The organism is Geothrix sp. (genome assembly GCF_030219325.1).
Lineage (GTDB): Bacteria > Acidobacteriota > Holophagae > Holophagales > Holophagaceae > Geothrix.
Window position 1 is genome coordinate 3009714 of the sequence record NZ_CP126625.1, and the last position, 18289, is coordinate 3028002.

Consider the following 18289-nt stretch of genomic DNA (forward strand, 5'->3'; position numbering starts at 1 on the left):
GAGGCGCGATACCCCAGTCCATGGAGGGAACGACCATGCCGAACCGCCCCGGGATCCCAGGCACGAAGACGTGGATCATGCTGCTCGCCCTGGCGGCGGCGCGGGCCCTCACCGGGCAGCCGGCCCCGCAGATCCAGTTCCCGAGGCCCTTCGCCGTGGTGGTGGATGATCTCGGCTGGATGCATGGGGGCTCCCAGGATCCTGCGAACGGTCCCTATCGCATCGGGTTCAAGCGGGACATGGTGGCCCAGGACTACCTCCCCATGATCCAGATCGGCCAGGCCGTCGGCGTCCGCATCCAGGGCGTCTTCGTGCTCGGCGAGCTGGACCGGGAGAACGCCGTGGCCAAGCTGCCCTCGGCCACCCGGGAGGGGAGCAAGTGGGACAACACGGCCAACGTCTCCCCCGAACAGCTGAGGATCATGGAGACGGTCAAGGCCCAATCGGCCTTCCTGGAGTTCGGCCTCCATGGCGTGGGCCACGAGTACTGGGAGAACGGCCGCCGCCGCCGCGCGGAGTGGTACAACCTGCAGGACAAGCGCCCCTGGACCGAGGCGGAGATCCGGGCCCACCTGGACATGTTCAGGACGATCATGGCCCAGTACGGACTTTCGAAGGAGAACGGCCACTCGTTCCCGGAAAGCTTCGTGCCCACGGCCTACAGCTACTTCTGGAACCCCTCGGCCAAGCCGTACAGCCTGGGCAAAATCCTCCGCGAATATGGCGTGCGATACGCCAACACGGCCTTCTCGGAGATCCCCCAGCTGCATCCCCCGGCGCAGGGGTCGGGCGGCTTCGACAACGGCGTCCTCGTCCTGGACCGGCACAACTTCGGCAACGAGTGGTGGGAACCGGCCACCCTCCCCCGCCAGCCCATCTCAGCCTTCGACACGGACATCATCGAGACGCACTGGGTCAACCTCCTCGCCACGGATGACATCTTCCAGGCCTCGGTCAACGCCAAGTGGATCGCCCTGCTGCAGGCCGTCCAGGCCGAGGAGGGACGCTACCTGGCCAAGAACACCGAGCAGCTCTACTCCCAGTGGCTCTACAAGCGGCATTGCAAAGTCTCGGAGCCGGAGCCGGGCCGGGTGCTCATCGATGCCCGCCCCATGCCCCAGGATGCCTTCGATGCCGGCATGGTCGGCCCCCTGGTCCTGAAAGTCAGGCTCCCGAAGGGAACCCACCTCTCCCGGGCGACCCTGGACGGTCAGCCGATCCCCTCCATCCAGGAAGTCCAGGGATTCGCCCATCTCTACCTGCCGGCGATCCCCCGGGGCATCGCCGAATTGCGGTACGGATTCGGGGACCATCTCCCCGAGCTCACCGTCATCAATGACGGGACCTACCTCGTCTACGCCCGGGCCCTGAGCGGGACATCCGCGCGCTTCAAGATGCGCGTGTATGGCGAACAGGCTGTGGCCATCACCACCGCCTCCAGGCCGAGCTCCGTGACCTGCTCCAATCCCCGGCTCAGCGTGCGCGAAGTCAGGTTCAACAGGGAATCCGGGATGACCACCGTGGTCCTGCAGGCCCATGACATCCAAGGCGAAACGGGAGAACTCATCCTGGGGTTCTAGCGGGAACGCCCGTTCGCCTCCGGGCCGGTTCTCTCTCATGCTGGAGGGTGGGGGATTCCGTTGGCGCAGCGCACAGACCAGGACATCGTCATCCGCGGGGCGGAGGCGCACAACCTCGCGGGCTTCGACGTGCGGATCCCCCGGCGCAGCCTGACCGTGATCACGGGCGTGTCGGGCTCCGGCAAGTCCTCGCTGGCCTTCGACACGCTGTTCCGGGAGGGGCAGCGCCGCTTCCTGGAGACGCTGCCCTCCTTCGCGCGCCAGTTCGTGGGCGGCTTTGCACGTCCGGCGGTGCGCAGCATCGAGGGCCTGGGGCCCGCCGTGGCCGTGGGCCAGCGCAGCAGCCTCGCGAATCCCCGCTCCACGGTGGGCACGCTCACGGAAGGCTGGGACCTGCTGCGCCTGCTCTTCGCGCGGCTGGGCAGCGCGCCCGAGGGCATTCGCCCCACCCGGGGCCTCTTCTCCTTCAACGGCGAGGAAGGCGCCTGCCCCCAGTGCCAGGGCCTGGGCGTGGAGGACCGGCTGGACCTGGACCTGCTGGTGGCCGATGGCTCGAAGTCGCTGCGGGACGGTGCCCTGCGGGTGAGCACGCCCAACGGCTACCTCATGTATTCGCAGGTGACCCTGGCCGTGCTGGACGAGGTGCTGCGGGCCCACGGCGGCTCCGTGGACGTCCCCTGGCGGGACCTCGGCGACGAGGCCCGTCGCGTAGTGCTGTACGGCTCGGAGCGCCTGAAGGTCCCCTATGGCAAGCATCCCCTGGAGTCGCGGCTGAAGTGGACCGGCATCACCGCGCGCCCCCGGCAGGAGGGCTTCTACCGCGGCCTGGTGCCCGTCATGGAGGAGATCCTCCGGGGCAAGCGGAACGACTCCATCCTCCGCTTCGTGCGCAGCGCCACCTGCACCGCCTGCCGCGGCGCGCGCCTGCGGCCCGGGGCGCTGGCCGTCACCTGGCGGGGCCGGCGCATCGTGGACCTGGCCGCCCTGACGGTCCGTGACCTGCGGGCCCTCCTGGGCCCACTCGAAGCGGCACCCTCCGAAGCCGCCGTGCTGGAGCCCATCCGCAAGGACCTCCTTGCCCGCTGCGACCTGATGACGGAGCTGGGTCTCGACTACCTGACCCTGGACCGCCCGGCGCCGAGCCTCTCGCGCGGCGAGGCGCAGCGCCTGCGGCTCCTGGGCCTGGCCCTGGGTGAGCTGCGCGGCCTGCTGGTGGTGCTGGATGAGCCCTCGGCGGGCCTGCATGCCCACGACGTGGACCGCCTGATCCGCGTGCTGCAGCGCCTGCGGGACCAGGGCCAGACCGTGGTGGTGGTGGAGCACGATGCGCGCATCGCCCGCGCGGCGGACTGGCTCATCGACCTGGGCCCCGGGCCCGGCGTCCAGGGCGGCCGGCTGCTCTTCAGCGGCCCCCCTCAGCAGCTGCTGGCGCAGGTCGCGGGAGGGGCCGCCACGCCCACCCAGCGCTGGCTGGCGGGCACCGGCGCGGCCGTTCCCCGAAGCCCGCGCCCTGGGCGGGGCTCCCTGCGGCTGGAGGGTCTGCACCGCCACAACCTCCAGCACCTCGACGTGACGCTGGAGGTGGGTCTCCTCCACGTCATCTCGGGTGTCTCGGGCGCGGGGAAGACCTCGCTGCTCGACGAGGTGGTGGCGCGCTTCCAGGCGGACGCGGTGCCGGACGCGCCCTTCCGCCGCATCGTCTCGGTGGATGCGGATCCCATCGGACGCACCCCCCGCTCCAATGCGGCCACCTACACCGGCGCCTTCGACCTCATCCGGGATCTCTTCGCCGGCTCGGCGGACGCCAAGGCCCGCGGCCTGGGCAAGGGGAGTTTCTCCTTCAACACGGCGGGCGGTCGCTGCGAAGCCTGCGAAGGCGCGGGGGTGCAGGAAGTCGGCATGCGCTACCTGGGCAGCGTGGAGCTGGTCTGCGAGGCCTGCGGCGGGCGGCGCTTCCATCCCGAGGTGCTGGCCGTGCAGGTGCGGGGCCGGAGCATCGCGGACGTGCTGGAGGGCAGCATCGCCGAGGCCGCGGCCCACTTCGCGGACCATCCGCGGCTGCGCCGCATCCTCGATGCCCTGCTGGACGTGGGCCTGGGCTACCTGCCCCTGGGCCAGCCCGCCACGACGCTCTCCGGCGGCGAGGCCCAGCGCGTGAAGCTGGCCACCGAACTCGCCCGGACCGGCAGCGGCCCGGCCCTCATCGCCCTGGACGAGCCCACCACCGGCCTGCATGCCGCCGACGTGGCCGTGCTGCTGCAGGCCTGGGACCGCCTGCTGGACGCGGGCCACACGCTGCTGGTGGTGGATCACGACCTGGACGTGGTGCGCCACGCGGACCGGGTGCTGGACCTGGGGCCCGGCAGCGGTCCCGAAGGCGGGCGGCTGCTGGTGTGTGGGGTTCCTGAGGACCTCACCGCCTGCCCGGCCTCCCTCACCGGCGCCGCACTGCGGGAGCTGCCACCACCCATCGAGGCGCCTTCCGTGCCGGGTGAGGCGCCGCCCATGGAGCTGGTGGGGGTGCGCACGCACAACCTGCGGGGGATCGACGTGACCCTGCCCGCCCAGGGCCTCACCGTGGTCACGGGGCCTTCGGGCTCGGGCAAGTCCTCGCTGGTCTTCGACACGCTGCTGGCCGAGGCCCAGAACCGCTTCGCGGACCTGGTCTCCCCCTGGGCCCGGCGCCTGCTGCCCCGCAAGGGCGGCGCCGAGTTCGAGGCCGCCCGCGGCCTCCAGGCCACCCTGGCCGTGCCCCAGCAGGCGGGCCGGCGGAACCCCCGCGCCACCGTGGGCACCGCCACCGAGCTGGACGAGCTGCTGCGTCTGCTCTTCGCCCGGGCGGGCGAGCAACCCGCCGCCGGCGAGCCCCCGCAGGTGCTCTGGGCCGCGGATTTCTCCCCCCACTCGGAGCGCGGCGCCTGTCCCCGCTGCCGGGGGCTGGGCTTCCTCCAGCGCTGCGATCCCGAGCGCCTGGTGAGCCATCCCGATCGGGCGCTGGATGGCGGCGCCATGGATGGCACCCGCTTCGGTGCCTACCTGGGCGAGGCGGACGGCCAGTTCGTGGCCACCCTGCGGCATGCGGCGGCCCAGGCGGGCCTGGACCTCTCCCGCCCCTGGCGGGAGCTGGGCCCGGCCGAGCGGCGGCTCGCCATGGACGGCAGCGGCGACCTCCTGCACGAGGTGGCCTGGCGCTACCGGCGCGGCAAGGCCGAGGGCGTGCACCACCTGAAGACGACCTGGGATGGCTTCGCCACGCTCGTGGAACGGGAATACGAGCGCATCCACGCCGAGCCCAAGGGCGAGGAGCTGGAGACACTGCTGGCGGACGCGCCCTGCCCCGCCTGCGGCGGCGAGCGCCTGCGGGAGCTGCCGCGTTCGGTCCGCTTCGGCGGCCTGCGCCTGCCCGAGCTGCTGGCCCTGTCCGTGGACGAGGCCCTGGCGTGGTTCGAAGGGCCGGCCGTCCTGGGGCTCCCGCCCCGCACGCTCACGCTCACCGCGGATCTCCGGAGGGATGTCCTCGCGCGCATGAAGGCCCTCGCGGACGCGGGCCTCGGCTACCTCACCCTGCGCCGCGAGCTGGCCAGCCTTTCGGGCGGCGAAGGCCAGCGGGTGCGCCTCGCGGCGGCCCTGGGCGGGGGCCTGGTGGGCGTCACCTACGTGCTGGACGAGCCCACCCAGGGGCTGCACCCGAAGGATGTCCAGCGCCTGGGCGGGGTGCTGCGCCGGCTGGCCGATGCGGGCAATGCGGTCATCGTGGTCGAGCACGATGCCGCCCTCATCGCCGCGGCGGATCAGATCCTGGAGTTGGGCCCCGGGGCCGGTCCCGAAGGCGGACGCCTCGTGGCCAGCGGCCCACCCCGGGACCTGGAGCGGCAGGCGGACTCCCGCACCGGCGCCCTGCTGCGCCGCACGCGGACGGTCTACACCGAAACAACCGCCGCCCTCACGCCGGGCCTCCGGGTTCGAGGCGCCCACCTGCACAACCTCCAGGGGATCGACGTGACCTTCCCCACAGGTGCCCTGGTCGCGGTGACGGGCGTGTCCGGCAGCGGGAAGTCCACCCTCGTCCTCGAGGTGCTGGCGCCCTCGCTGCGGAACCACCTGGCGGGACGCGGACCCTTGGGCTGCGAGGGTTTCGAGCTGCTGACCGGCATCCAGGAGGTCATCACCGCGGATCAGGCGGCCCTGGGGACGGGCTGGAGCAGCACGGTCCTCACCCTCACGGGGCTGGCGGAGCCGCTCCGCAAGCGCTTCGCCGCCACGCCCCGGGCCAGGGCCCTGAAGCTCACGGCGAAGCACTTCTCCACCACCGCGCCGGGCGGCCGCTGCGAGGCCTGCGAAGGGCGCGGCGTGCTCACGATGGCCATGGACCTGCTGCCGGACGTCACCGTGGGCTGCGAAACCTGCGGCGGACAGCGCTTCCGGCCCGAGGTGCTGGAATGCCGGCTGGAAGGCCGCAGCATCGCCGAGGTGCTGGAGGCCACCGTGGCCGAACTGGCCGGGGCCTTCTCGGGAGACGCACTCCTGGCCACGCCCTTGAGGGCGCTGGAGGAGGTGGGCCTGGGCTACCTGCGCGTGGGCCAGGCGGGGGCCGCCCTTTCGGCCGGGGAGCGCCAGCGCCTTCGGCTGGCGGGCCTACTGGCGGAGTCCCCCGGAACCCGCGCGGCGATCCTGCTGGACGAGCCCACCCGCGGCCTGGGCTTCGAGGATGTGGACCGCCTGTCGGCCACGCTGCACCGCCTGGCCCAGGACGGCCACCTCGTCGTCGTGGTGACGCATGACCTGGATCTCATCGCCGCCAGCCACTGGATCATCGACCTCGGCCCCGAAGGGGGCGCCGGTGGAGGCCGGGTCCTGGTGGAAGGCCCGCCCAGCGTCGTGCGCGCCTGTGCGGCCTCCCACACAGGGCAGGCGCTGGCGAACCGGTAGGATCCGGACTTGCCTCGTGGCCCACAAACACGAAGAGGGAGCAAGAGGCTATCCGCAGTGCCATCGGGCTTCCACGCATGTGGCCGCCCGATGGCGGCCACATGGAATGGAACGGCTTGGAAGGTCATAGCCCGGTGATAACGGACTTTCCGTCCACCTCTACCGTTCAGATCAGCCCTCTTCCGGAACGCTCTTGGCGGCCGAGGTCAACGACGCCATGTCCGTGATTGGCACCGCCGGCTCGCCCAACTTGAAGTTCTCTGCCTCGGCAATGGTCTTCGCCATCGACCGCACAGTCTGGAAGGCCTTGATCTGATCCGGCGTCGTCTTGGCGATGACGCCAAGGGTCCCGAGGATGCCGGTGATCTTCTTCAGCTTGGTGATCTGGAATGGGTTGGAGCTCAGGCTGGATACGGTGGCCTGGCCGTTCTTGATGAACCCGGGAACCTGGGTCGCGGCAGCGAGATCCGCGGCCACGGCCAATCCCAGCTTGGCATAGGCCGGGCGGACCACCTTGGCCTTGTCCTTCTGGTAGCCCTTGGGATCCAGCTTCTCCATCTCCAGGAAGGTCTCCGAGACCAGCGTGTTCTGCGTGGCGTCGAGGGCATCGCCCTCCTTCCGTTTGGCATTCAGCTCGTTGAACTTCGAGAATTTCTCCTTGATGGCCTTCACCTGTTCAGGCGGGAAGGCGTCGCACATCTGCTCGGCGGCACTCATGGCCAGGAGGGTGGCGGTGGTCGAGAAGAGGATGATCCGGCCGCCCTCGGCCATCAGCGTGTCGGGGTCCATCACGGCGACCGCCGCGACGGCAGCTGTGGTCCCATCGGCCTTGGGCGCTTCCTTCTTGGCATCGTCTTTCTTCCCGAACAAGCCGGACAACCCTTGGCCTTGTGCGGAAGTACCGGCAAGGAGGGCCAGGACCAGTGGTAGTGCTGTGAAAGCTCGCATGCTATTTCTCCAGAGTGATGGCCTGGATCAGGCCTTGTTGGGTGGAACGCTTGATCAGTTCAGTGAGTGAGGACTCCTGCAGGACCAGCCCGAGGTGGGTGGCATCCAGGGGTCGGTAGCCGTCAGTGGGTGGATAGGGCAGGGCGTGTCCCAGGCCCAGCTTCCAGCGGGGTTCTTTCTCCGGGGTGTAGCCATCGCGGTACACCCGGAGCCGCCAGGTGGCACCGACCCCGCGACTCGGATCCAGGAAGGGAGTGTCTACCTTCAAGCGGAGGTCGGATTCGCACTGGGTGGCCTCTCCAGGCCGGTCCTGGAGGACGATGTCCAAGCCCGCCGCACGGGAGAGCTGGGCCGCCAAGGCAGCCTGGATCCAGCGTGCCGGGAGCAGCGCGATCGTCTCTGGGACGTCCGGGATCAGCAGCCCCACCGTGGGCAGACCACCGGCCCTGAAGCTCAGTTCATCGCCCTGGGAGGCGCGTCCAAGGTCGGGCCAGACCAGGCTGCTGTTCGGCTGGAAATAGGGTCCGAGGTCCCGGCCCTGGGCATCACGGATGGCTCCTTCCGGGTGGATCCAGGCCAGCTTCGTGCCCGGTTTGGGTGAAAGCCCAAGCCACTGGACCTTCCCCTCGGCCTGGACCACGCCTTTGTGGGCATGCTGACCATGCTTGGGACGCACCAGCCAGGCCTTCTGGAACCGACCCGACAGGTTGATCAGACCATTGCGGCAAAGCGAGAACCAGATGGAATCCAGATCCAGTTCCCGCAACCCTTCCTTCATCCGGAAGACCTTCTCCTCCGTCTGGAATTCGGTTCCCCTCAGGATCAGGCGCCCGGGCTCCCCATCCTCGGATTCCCGCTGGTACCAGGCCAAACCCCACACGACGCGCAACAGGTGATCCGTGGCGCCCCCTGCTTCCACCCGCGTGGCGTGGTGTGCATCGACCACGCCGATCTCGACTTCGACTTCGGGCGAGTCCAGTTTCGCCTTGGCGGCAAGATCCTCCAGACTGGCCGTGAAAGCATTCCCTTCGACCTGCTGGGAGAACCGTCCCACGTCCGCCTGGAAGCCTTTGTCCAACTGCGTCTCAGCGACCGGGAGCACCCGGAAGGCGCCCGCCTTGCTGACGTAGTTGGCCATCAATCCCAGCCACGCGTCCATGGCCAACGGGGGTACCTGGGAATCCAGCTGCGGGCTGGGCCGGGCCGGGCCGATCCACCGGAGGGACAGGCGCGGCTCCTTCCGCTCGGCAGGGGTCGCCTGCCCCATGAAGGTGGCCCCATAGACTTCGGCTGCGCCCAGGTCGAGGTCCCGGCCCGGAATGGCCTGCTCGACGAGCGAGAACCGCTCGAATACCTGCTTGATGCGGACCCTGCCGGAGCCCGCCCCCTGCAGGATGCGTCCGCTGACGCTCCGCTGGCTCCCGAAGGGCCAGATGGCCCCGCCCCTGATGCGGACGCCCTTGGGGAGGGGCAGCAGTGCGGCTTTCAGCGAGAAGGGATGGGCCTGCGTCTGTAACTGCCCCAGGCATTCCTGGATCCACTGGGTCGCTGCCATTCCAAAGGCCTTCCTGATCAGCTCGGCCCTCTCGCGGGGATCCTTGTCCCGGCTGATGGACACCGTGGTGGTCACCATGCGCGTGGCGGCGAACAGCGAGGTCAGGCTCCAGGGATCCACCAGGGTCACGTCACCAACCAGGGTGGCTTCCAGGTGATCCAGGCTTCCGGCCACCGTATCCTTGTACAGGCGGACCACCGACAAGCGCGGAACCACCAGAAGGGTGGGTTGGGAGGCGGTGATCATCCCTTCCGGGGTGGCCGATAAGGGCACGACTCGACCGAAGCGTCCCTCAAAGGCCTCCCGGAACTGGCGGCCAAGGCTTTCCTGCGCTTGGGGGTTCTGGAATTCGAAGGGAAAGGGATCCGCCAGGGTGATGGCCGGCGCCACCACATAGCGGATGGGTTCTTCCGCCCGCACCGGGCACAGCGCCACCAGGCCGAGAAGATGCATCCGGCCGAACCACCTGGAGAGGGGGCTCATTGGAGTTTGAGGCGGGCGATGCTGTCGTCTTTGGAGATGAGCACGGTTCCATCGAGCTCATCCAGCAGATCCTTCACATCCTCGGGGGCGCGGGCCCCCAGCTCAAGGGTCAGGACCTCCAGGGTACCGTCCCCCAGGGTCTCGCTGCTCACCTTGAACCCAGCCTTCTTGAAGGTCTCGCGGATCCGAGCGACCTGCCTGCGCTCCTTCACGCCGGACAGTTCCACGCGGTACTGCCTGGACTGGGAGGCCACCTCGCTTTCATCCTTGAGGTTCTGCAGCCCCTGACGGACCCACTTGGGCAGCAGGTCGTCCATGCTCAACAGGGCCAGCTCCGTGGCCTGAAGACGGGCCTCATCATCACTTGGCCTGGCCTCGCTCGTCTTGGCCACCGAATCCGCTGGCAGCAGGTTGTGACCGTCATTGATCCGCACCACCCGGAACGTGATCTTCGAGGAGAACCGGTGCCGGTCGACGTCGCTCGGGGTGAGGCTGTTGATGGCCATGGCCACGTAGTCCCCGCTCTTCACGCCCTTCTGCTTCTTGGCCTGAGTCAGGATGTGGTCGATGAACTCGTCCTCGTTGCGGAAATCCTTCGCCATCAGCGGGAAATTGAGCGTCTTGACCGGGAGCCCCGCCCGCGTGAATGCACCCTCGAACTTGGCCCTCACGTCATTGGTGGAGCCGGCGCCCTTTTTGGTCGCGTCCGCATATTCCGTGAGCCGGTAGTACTGCGTGCTGGTGTCGCTGTAGTTCGCCCCGGAAGCGGAGGAACTCCGGGCGTCGTGGCTGGCGCTGGCCTGGCGGGCATCCACGGCGGCGGAACTGCGCTTGTCCCAGTTGGCGGCACCGCTCTGGCTGGCGTTTCCTTCGAACTTGGATTCCTGCTTGAGGCGGGCCTCGGCGCTGCCGGACTGGCTGCCTGAGAAGCCACTGTCACCGCGGTTGGCCTTGAGACTGGATTCGCCGCGGGCGACGGCCGAGGCATCGACCTTGTTGGATTCCTTGACCGAAGTGCTGGACTGCACGGCCACCGCGCCCGTGTCCTTGGATTCGGCCGAGGCCTGGAGGGACTGGCTCTGGGACCTGGAGCTGTCCGTGGCCTGGGCCTTCGCGTAGCGGGAGGACACCACGTTCTGCCGGTTGTCCCGGATCTCCTCCCGGAGCAGCTGGGGTTTGTCCCGGTCGGGATCCTTCCCCTCCACGGTGTAGGCCAGGACATACAGACTGAACTTGTTGCCGAGCCCCTTCGTCAGGCTGATCCCCTTGGATTTCAGGTAGTCCTGCATGGCGGAGAGGTTCACCTTGATGGTCAGGCCCACCTTGGCCACGCCATCCGTGACCCGTGATTCCACGATGTCGACCCGATCGACCAGGAAGCCGGCGGAGTGGTCGGCCAGGTCCTTGGCGAGCGCCTCAAGGGCCGCCGCCTCCAGGTGGTTCGTACCTACGAGCGAAAGGATCGCGGTCCGGGTGGCGTCCACCAAGGCCGCCCCCTCGGCTCGATCAAGCCCGCTCTGGTTTTCCTTCGCCTGGGAAAACACGGATTTCGCCACCGGGGCGCTACCGCTGCCCGGGAAGGTCTTCACTTCGGCTGCCCGGCTGAAGGAGATCATCCCCACGCAGAAGGACAGGGTCAGCAGGCATCGGGAAATGGGGAGGGAGGTCATCAAAAAGTCTCCTGGGATTCGTTGATCACGGTTTCGCCGACCGACCTTCAGAAGGGTCGGTTCTCACGACATCAGGCTGGCGGACAGGCCGGGGAACGCCGACCGACCCGCCGATTCCGTGCGGGTGAGACAGACTTGGCCCCAGGCTTCAGCCCAATCAATTGATTCATCTGATCCTCATTAAATAACCAAATGATTTCTATGTACGGAGGACCAGCACTGGATCTCCCACCGAATAAATCGGCTTGTTTTGATTCTGTTCAAATTTATTAATACGAATGTGATTTAGCTCACATGCGCATCAACTTTTTAAAATCAGCCCAGCATGGAGGAACCGACACAGGTCCCGTGTCAGTCCGCAACCGAATTACAGGCCCAGCGCGCGCGGCAGCCGGGGGCTGGAGATCAGGTCGACGAAGACCTCCCACCGACGCCTGGGGTCGGCCACGGTGCCGCCCTGCCGCTCGACCCACTGGCGCACGAACTGCTCGCCCAGGTTGTAGTTGATGACGTAGCTGCGGTAGGTGTCGATGAAGCGCAGGCGCTGGGCGGCCTGGGCTTCGGTCCGCAGGGAGTACTGCACGAGGAAGGCCTCGGCCTGGGCGCGATCCAGCCGGCCGTCCAGGTAGCCGCGGGCGGCCTCGTTGTCGGCGAAGGCCAGCACCTTCATCTCCGCCTGCACCCGGGCCCAGCGCTCGGCCTCGGCGGGGTCGAGGTCCGCCAGGGGGAACAGCACGTCGCGCTCGAAGGCCAGTCGCTCGGCGCCGGGGAACGCCACCTCGATGCCGAAGTTGGCGGTGCCCTCCGCGATGAGGGACTGGGGCGAGAACAGCGGATAGATCGTGAACTCCACCCAGCCCCGGCCAATGGATGGGGGCTGCGCGAAGCGTTGCTCCAGCAGGGCGTTGTAGACGTGGTGGCCCGGGTAGCCCTCGTGGGCGGCCAGGTCCAGGGCGCGATCGATGGCGATGGGCAGGTCCAGGTTCACCTGGATCACGGAATGCCCGCCGCCCTGGTACCAGTTGTAGGCGGACCAGGACTTGCCGGTGACATACTCCACGCGGAAGTGGTCCGAATCCGGCAGCGTCGCGTGCCGGCGCGTGCGGTCGCGGGCTTCGGCGATGGCTGCCTGGAAGACCGCGTCCACCCGCAGGGTCGGCACGATGATCCGCTCCCGCAGCCGCTGGTAGCGATCCTGCACGGAGCCGGGCCCGTCGAGCAGCTGATCCAGCCGCGCCAGGGCGGCTTCCAGGGCGGCTTCGGACGTCACCGGTGGCCGCACCTGGTAGAGGGCCTCGGCCTCCTCATCGAAGGAGAAGCGCTGGCCATCCAGGCGCGCCAGGTGCGCCGCCACGGCTCCCAGCTGGCCCAGCAGGTAGTCGCGACGCAGGGCCTCGCCCTCCTGCAGCTCCGCGGCGGCCACGGCTTCCAGCAGCTGGGCCGCCTCGACCCGCAGCTCGGCCAGGGGACGCGGCTCCCCGGCTTCCGCCACCTGCTTCCAGGCCCTGGGTCCGTAGTAGGCATCGACGAAGTCCCCGTCGTGACGACCCACCGCCAGCACCAGGTTCACGTAATCGGAGGCCCAGCGGGAAAGCGACCTGTCCATGCGTCCTCCTCGTCCCTGGCATGGTCCCACAACGACGCGGAGGAGACCTCCACCCCGGCCTGCTGACGGCCGGCCACATTCCCCGGCATTGATGGTTCCCCGTGGCGCTATGCTGGCCCTCCAAAACCCGGGAGTCCCAGATGCCCCTCGCCCGACTCACCCTGACCCTGCTGCTGGCCGGAGCCGTGGCCTCGGCCCAGGCCCCTGCCCCCCCGAAGCCGGCCGCGGAGGCGACCCTCACCCTGAGCCAGGTGCTGGACCGGCAGCTGGCCAACCTCGAGCGGGAGTTCGTGCCCGCCGCCGAGGCCCTGCCTGAGGAGAAGTTCGCCTTCGCGCCCACCCAGGGCGAGTTCAAGGGCGTCAAGACCTTTGCCCAGCAGGTCGGCCACGTGGCCTCGGCCAACTACCTGTTCGCGGCGGGCATCCTCGGCGAGAAGCCGCCGGCCGACCTGGGCCCGGACGAGAACGGCGCCGCCTCCCTGAAGACCAAGGCCGATTACATCAAGTATCTGAAGGACTCCTTCACCTATGCCCACAAGGCCTTCGCGGCCATCGCCGAAGCCAATGCCACGGCCAGCATCCCGGCCCCCTGGGGCCAGGGCAAGGTCACGCGCCTGGGCCTGGCCAGCCTCACCGTCGCCCACGGCTTCGACCACTACGGGCAGGTGGTGGTGTACCTGCGCATGAACGGGATCGTCCCGCCCGCCAGCCGGAAGTAGGCCCGTGCCCCGGTTCCACCGCCTCGCCCCACTCGTTCTGGCGGCCACGGTGCTGCCGTGGCTCCAGGCCCAGGTGCCCGTGCGCGACGCGGCCGAACTGCAGAAGCAGCTGGACCGCCTGCAGACCCTGGGCAGCGTCCTCTACATCGCCGCCCACCCCGATGACGAGAACACCGCCGTGCTGGCCACCCTGTCGAAGGGGCGGAACCTGCGCACGGCCTACCTCTCCATCACCCGGGGCGGCGGTGGCCAGAACCTCATTGGCCCCGAGCTGGGCGACGGCCTCGCGGCCATCCGCACCCAGGAGCTGCTGGCTGCGCGGCGCCTCGACGGCGCCGAGCAGTTCTTCACCTCGGCCGTGGACTTCGGCTTCTCCAAGACCGCGGAGGAATCGCTGCGCCTCTGGCACCACGACACGGTGCTGGGCGACGTCGTGCGCACCATCCGCACTTTCCGGCCTGACGTGATCCTCACCCGCTTCCCTCCCGATGCCCGGGCCGGGCACGGCCACCACACGGCCTCGGCCATGCTGGCCATCGAGGCCTTCCAGGCCGCCGCCGATCCCACCCGCTTCCCCGAGCAGCTCAAGGGCGGCCTGCGCCCCTGGCAGGCCACACGGCTGCTGTGGAACCACTTCCGCTTCAGCGAGGACGCCCCCAGACCCGCCCCCGGCAGCCTCACCCTGGATGTCGGTACCTTCGATCCCCTGCTGGGCCGCTCCTACGGCGAGCTCGCCGCCGACAGCCGCAGCCAGCACCGCAGCCAGGGCTTCGGCGTGCTGGCCCAGCGCGGCGCCCGGGAGGAGAGCTTCGAGCTGCTGGCCGGGAAACCCGCGAAGGCCGACCTGTTCGAGGGCATCGATCTCGGCTGGTCCCGCTTCCCCGGCACCGGCGAGGTGGCCGGGCGGCTGCAGGAGGCCCGCCGGGGCTTCCGACCCGATCACCCCGCCGCCAGCCTGCCCACGCTCCTGCGCGCTCGGCAGGCCCTCCAGGCCCTGCCTCCGGCCCTGCAGTCGGAACCCCTGCTCCGGGCCAAGGCCGCCGAGCTGGAGGACCTGCTGCGCGCCGCCGCAGGTCTCTGGGTGGAGGCCATCGCCGAGCGCCAGCGGGTGGCGCCCGGGGATCGCCTCACGGTGAACGCCGCCGTGCTGGCCCGGGGCGGCGGCCCCCTCGTGCTCGAGTCCCTGGCCCTCGAGGCCGTGACGCCCGAAGGCTCGCGCGCCCTGGAGGTCCGCCAGGACGGCAAGCCCCTGCCCGACAACGCGCCCCGGAAGGAGGCCTTCGCCTTCACGCTGCCCGCGACCACGCCCCTCGGCCACCCGCACTGGCTGGGCGGACCCGGCGGCGCCGCCTGGGCGGGCCTGCCCGAGTCGGTCCCGCCCTTCCGCCTGCGGGCCCGCGTGGCCCTTCCCGAGGGCAGCTTCGACGTGGTGGTGCCCGTGCAGTTCCGCTTCCGGGACCCGGTCCTGGGCGAGCGGTACCAGCCCCTGGCCGTGGTGCCTGCGGCCTTCGTCCACCTGGAGGAGGGCGTCCAGATCTTCGACGGTCCTGGCACGAAGGAGCTCCACCTGAAGGTCATCGCCGGAGCCGCCCGCGCCGCGGGCCGGGTGCGCCTCCAGGTGCCCTCCGCCTGGAAGGCGGAACCCGCCGAGCGGACCTTCACCCTCTCCCGCGCCGGGGAGGAAGGGGAGCTGTCCTTCCGCCTCACCCCACCGGCCGCTGCCGCCTCCGGCGAGCTGCGGGTGGAGGTGGACACCGGGGCCGGGTTCGCGGCCGCCCGTGGCCTCGTGAAGCTGGATCACCCGCACATCCCCCTGCAGACCCTGCTGCCGGAGGCCAGGGTGCGCCTGGAGCGCTTCGACCTGAAGCACAACGGGCACCGCATCGGCTACGTCATGGGCGCCGGCGACGACATCCCCCAGGCCCTGCGCCGCCTCGGCTACGAGGTGGACCTGCTCACCGACGAGGCCCTGGCCCGGGAGGACCTAGCCCGCTTCGACGCCATCGTGCTGGGCATCCGCGCTTACAACACCCGCCCCGCCCTGCAGACGCTGAAGGAGCGCCTGCACGCCTACGTCGCCGCCGGCGGCACGGAGGTGGTGCTCTACACCGTGAACACGGGTTTCCCGGGCATCAATGCCGCCATGGTCACGGACACCATCGGCCCCTATCCCTTCAAAGTCGGGCGGAAGCGCATCACGGATGAGACAGTGCCGGTCCACTTGCTCCAACCAAACCATCCTGTCTTCCACTGGCCCAACGAACTCACGGCCAAAGATTTCGACGGCTGGATCCAGGAGCGGAGCCTCTACCATGCCGAGGGCTGGGACGCCCGCTACACGCCCCTGCTGGGCATGGCGGATCCCGGCGAGGCGGAAGACACCGGCGCCCTGATCGTGGCGGAGCACGGCAAGGGGCACTACGTCTATACGGGCCTCGCCTTCTTCCGCCAGCTGCCGGATGGCGTGCCCGGCGCCACGCGCCTCTTCGCCAACCTCCTGGCCCTGGGCCATGCCCATGACTGAGCCCGGAAAGGAGGACATGCCGCCGATCCTGGGCTCCTGGAAGCGCCTCTACGCCCTGGTGCTGGGTGAGCTGCTGCTCTGCATCCTGCTCTTCCGTCTCTTCTCCTGGGCCTACTCGTGAGCCGCCTGGACTGGCTGGTCCTGGGCGGCGCCCTCCTCTTCGTCGTCCTGTGGGGCCTCTGGAAGGGGCGCGGCGCCACCACTGGCGAAAGCTACATCGGCGGCGGCCGGGACCACCGCTGGTGGCTCATCGGCCTCTCCATCATCGCCACCCAGACCAGCGCCATCACCTTCCTCTCCACACCGGGCCAGGCCTACGTGGACGGCATGCGCTTCGTGCAGTTCTACTTCGGCCTGCCTCTGGCCGCGGTGGTCCTCTCGGTGACCCTCCTCCCCCTCTACCACCGGCTCAAGGTCTCCACCGCCTACGAGCTGCTGGAGGCGCGCTTCGACCTGAAGACCCGTCTGCTGGCCGCGATCCTCTTCCTCATCCAGCGGGGCCTCGCCGTGGGTCTCACCATCTTCGCGCCGGCCCTGGTGCTCTCGGTGCTGCTGGGCTGGAGCCTGCACGTCAACATCCTGATCGTGGGCCTGCTGGTCATGATCTACACGGTGACCGGCGGCACTCGGGCCGTGGCCTGGGCCCACAGCTCGCAGATGGTCATCATCGCCTGCGGCATGCTGCTGGCCGGCATCATGACGGCCCACCGCTTGCCGGCCGACGTGAGCTTCGGCGACGCCCTCCACGTGGCGGGGGGGCTGGGCCGGCTGAACGCCATCGACACCCACTTCGACCCCAACAACCGCTACAACCTGTGGTCCGGGCTCATCGGCGGCTTTTTCCTCATGCTGTCCTACTTCGGCACGGACCAGTCCCAGGTGCAGCGCTACCTGGCAGGCAGCGACCTCACGCAGAGCCGCCTGGGCATGCTGCTGAACGCCATGATCAAGGTGCCCATGCAGTTCCTCATCCTGCTGCTGGGTGCCCTGGTCTTCGTCTTCTACCAGTTCCACGCGCCGCCGATCTTCTTCAACCCCGGCCCCGTGAAGCAGGTGCTGGCGGGGCCTGATGCTGCCGCCTACCGCGCCATCGAAGCGAAGTTCGCTCAGGCCCGGACCGACCAGAGCCAGAAGGCGGAGGCCTACGTCAGCGCCCGGCACCGTGGGGATGCGGCCTCGATCGCGGAGGCCAAGCACCAGCTATCGCAATCCCACGCCGAGAGCGAAGCGATCCGGCGTGAGGGCATCGCCCTCATCGAGAAGGCCAACCCCGGCACCAACCCCAGCGACACGAACTACATCTTCCTGGCCTACGTGCTGAGCAGCCTCCCCGTGGGCCTCGTGGGCCTGGTCATCGCCGCGGTGTTCTCCGGCTCCATGTCCTCCATGTCCGGCGAAATCAGCGCCCTGGGCGCCACCACCGTGGTGGACCTGTGGCGGCGCCTCATCGGCGGCAGCCAGGGCCAGCACGAGGGCCGGGGCGAGGTGTGGGTGGGCCGCCTCGCCACCTTCGCCTGGGGCTGCTTCGCCATGGCCTTCGCCGAGTACGCCGCCCGCCTGGGCTCGCTCATCGAGGCCGTGAACATCCTGGGCTCGCTCTTCTACGGCACGATCCTCGGCATCTTCATCACGGCCTTCTACGTGAAGCGCGTCCGCGGCGGCACGGCCTTCTACGCGGCCCTGGTGGCGGAGGTCGGCGTGCTGGCCTGCTTCAAGTTCACCGCCATCTCCTTCCTCTGGTACAACCTCATCGGCTGCGTGGCGGTGGTGGCGCTGGCCTGGGCCTTCAGCCTCTTCCAGCCACCCCAGCCCCTCCCTGAAGGCGAGCTGGCCGGCTAGGTCGCCAGGATGTCCATCGCCTCGACGCTGAGGCGCAGGGTCTCGATGAGTACGCCGCTGCCCTGGGCATCCAGGGGCGACCACTCCAGGCCCACCGGGAAGGTGTTGCGCAGGCGCCAGCTCAGGGTGGGCTGGTGCTGCTCGTCCAGCAGGCTCACCACGATGTCGCGCCGCTCGGCCTGGCCGAAGTGGACGGTGTTCATCCACTGGAAGAACTCATGGTCGACGGGGATCACGCCCCGCTGCAGCACGCAGTCGCTGAGCCGGAGCAGGCCGGGCAGTTGGCGGACCGAGTCCACGGGATCGGAACCCTCCCGGTAGCGGATCACGTCCCGCTCCATTCGAGGCAGCTGCACGTGGGTGAAGCCGATGCGGGAGAAGCCTGCCTCGACCCGGAAGTGGAAGGACTGATGGGGATTGTTGGCGGGCATGCTGC

The 18289-nt window shown here is 69.3% G+C and carries 11 protein-coding genes; 6 read left to right on the forward strand and 5 right to left on the reverse strand.

Translation table 11 applies throughout. The features are described from left to right. Positions 1-35: 35 nt before the first annotated feature. Both QOZ81_RS13395 and QOZ81_RS13400 read left to right on the forward strand, forming a co-directional pair. Positions 36-1580 carry a hypothetical protein gene (locus QOZ81_RS13395; protein ID WP_291205416.1) on the forward strand — a complete coding sequence of 515 codons (1545 nt, stop codon included), beginning with the start codon at positions 36-38 and terminating at the stop codon, positions 1578-1580. A gap of 60 nt (positions 1581-1640) precedes the next feature. Then, positions 1641-6509: a hypothetical protein gene (locus tag QOZ81_RS13400; protein ID WP_291205413.1), complete on the forward strand. Its 4869-nt coding sequence runs from the start codon at positions 1641-1643 to the stop codon at positions 6507-6509. 171 nt (positions 6510-6680) lie between these two features. Here the strand turns inward: QOZ81_RS13400 and QOZ81_RS13405 are convergent, their stop codons facing one another. From QOZ81_RS13405 to QOZ81_RS13420, 4 genes are all read right to left on the reverse strand, one after another. After that, on the reverse strand, positions 6681-7379 hold the full coding sequence (locus QOZ81_RS13405) for a hypothetical protein (protein WP_291205410.1): 699 nt from the start codon (positions 7377-7379) through the stop codon (positions 6681-6683). 79 nt (positions 7380-7458) lie between these two features. After that, on the reverse strand, positions 7459-9465 hold the full coding sequence (locus tag QOZ81_RS13410; protein WP_291205408.1) for a hypothetical protein: 2007 nt from the start codon (positions 9463-9465) through the stop codon (positions 7459-7461). A gap of 26 nt (positions 9466-9491) precedes the next feature. Continuing rightward, entirely contained in the window at positions 9492-11165 is a 1674-nt protein-coding gene (locus QOZ81_RS13415) for a hypothetical protein (RefSeq protein WP_291205406.1), read from the reverse strand. 367 nt (positions 11166-11532) lie between these two features. Then, entirely contained in the window at positions 11533-12771 is a 1239-nt protein-coding gene (locus QOZ81_RS13420) for a hypothetical protein (RefSeq protein WP_291205404.1), read from the reverse strand. Between the two features lie 140 nt (positions 12772-12911). Here QOZ81_RS13420 and QOZ81_RS13425 point away from each other — a divergent pair, with 140 nt between their 5' ends. Genes QOZ81_RS13425 through QOZ81_RS13440 form a run of 4 tightly spaced genes read left to right on the forward strand, consistent with a single transcriptional unit; the run spans position 12912 to position 17853 of the window. After that, a complete protein-coding gene (locus QOZ81_RS13425) occupies positions 12912-13490 on the forward strand; it encodes a DinB family protein (protein WP_291205401.1) in 579 nt (192 codons plus the stop codon). 4 nt (positions 13491-13494) lie between these two features. Continuing rightward, positions 13495-16014 carry a PIG-L family deacetylase gene (locus QOZ81_RS13430; protein WP_291205398.1) on the forward strand — a complete coding sequence of 840 codons (2520 nt, stop codon included), beginning with the start codon at positions 13495-13497 and terminating at the stop codon, positions 16012-16014. Continuing rightward, positions 16007-16135 carry a hypothetical protein gene (locus tag QOZ81_RS13435; protein ID WP_291205396.1) on the forward strand — a complete coding sequence of 43 codons (129 nt, stop codon included), beginning with the start codon at positions 16007-16009 and terminating at the stop codon, positions 16133-16135. Before QOZ81_RS13430 ends, QOZ81_RS13435 begins: the two co-directional genes overlap by 8 nt. Further along, positions 16132-17853 (forward strand): sodium:solute symporter, encoded by a 1722-nt coding sequence (locus tag QOZ81_RS13440; RefSeq protein ID WP_291205394.1) that lies wholly within the window; start codon positions 16132-16134, stop codon positions 17851-17853. Before QOZ81_RS13435 ends, QOZ81_RS13440 begins: the two co-directional genes overlap by 4 nt. Here the strand turns inward: QOZ81_RS13440 and QOZ81_RS13445 are convergent. Continuing rightward, positions 17850-18284 carry a phage tail protein gene (locus tag QOZ81_RS13445; RefSeq protein WP_291205391.1) on the reverse strand — a complete coding sequence of 145 codons (435 nt, stop codon included), beginning with the start codon at positions 18282-18284 and terminating at the stop codon, positions 17850-17852. The two genes, QOZ81_RS13440 and QOZ81_RS13445, sit on opposite strands and share 4 nt — an antisense overlap. Positions 18285-18289 lie beyond the last annotated feature (5 nt).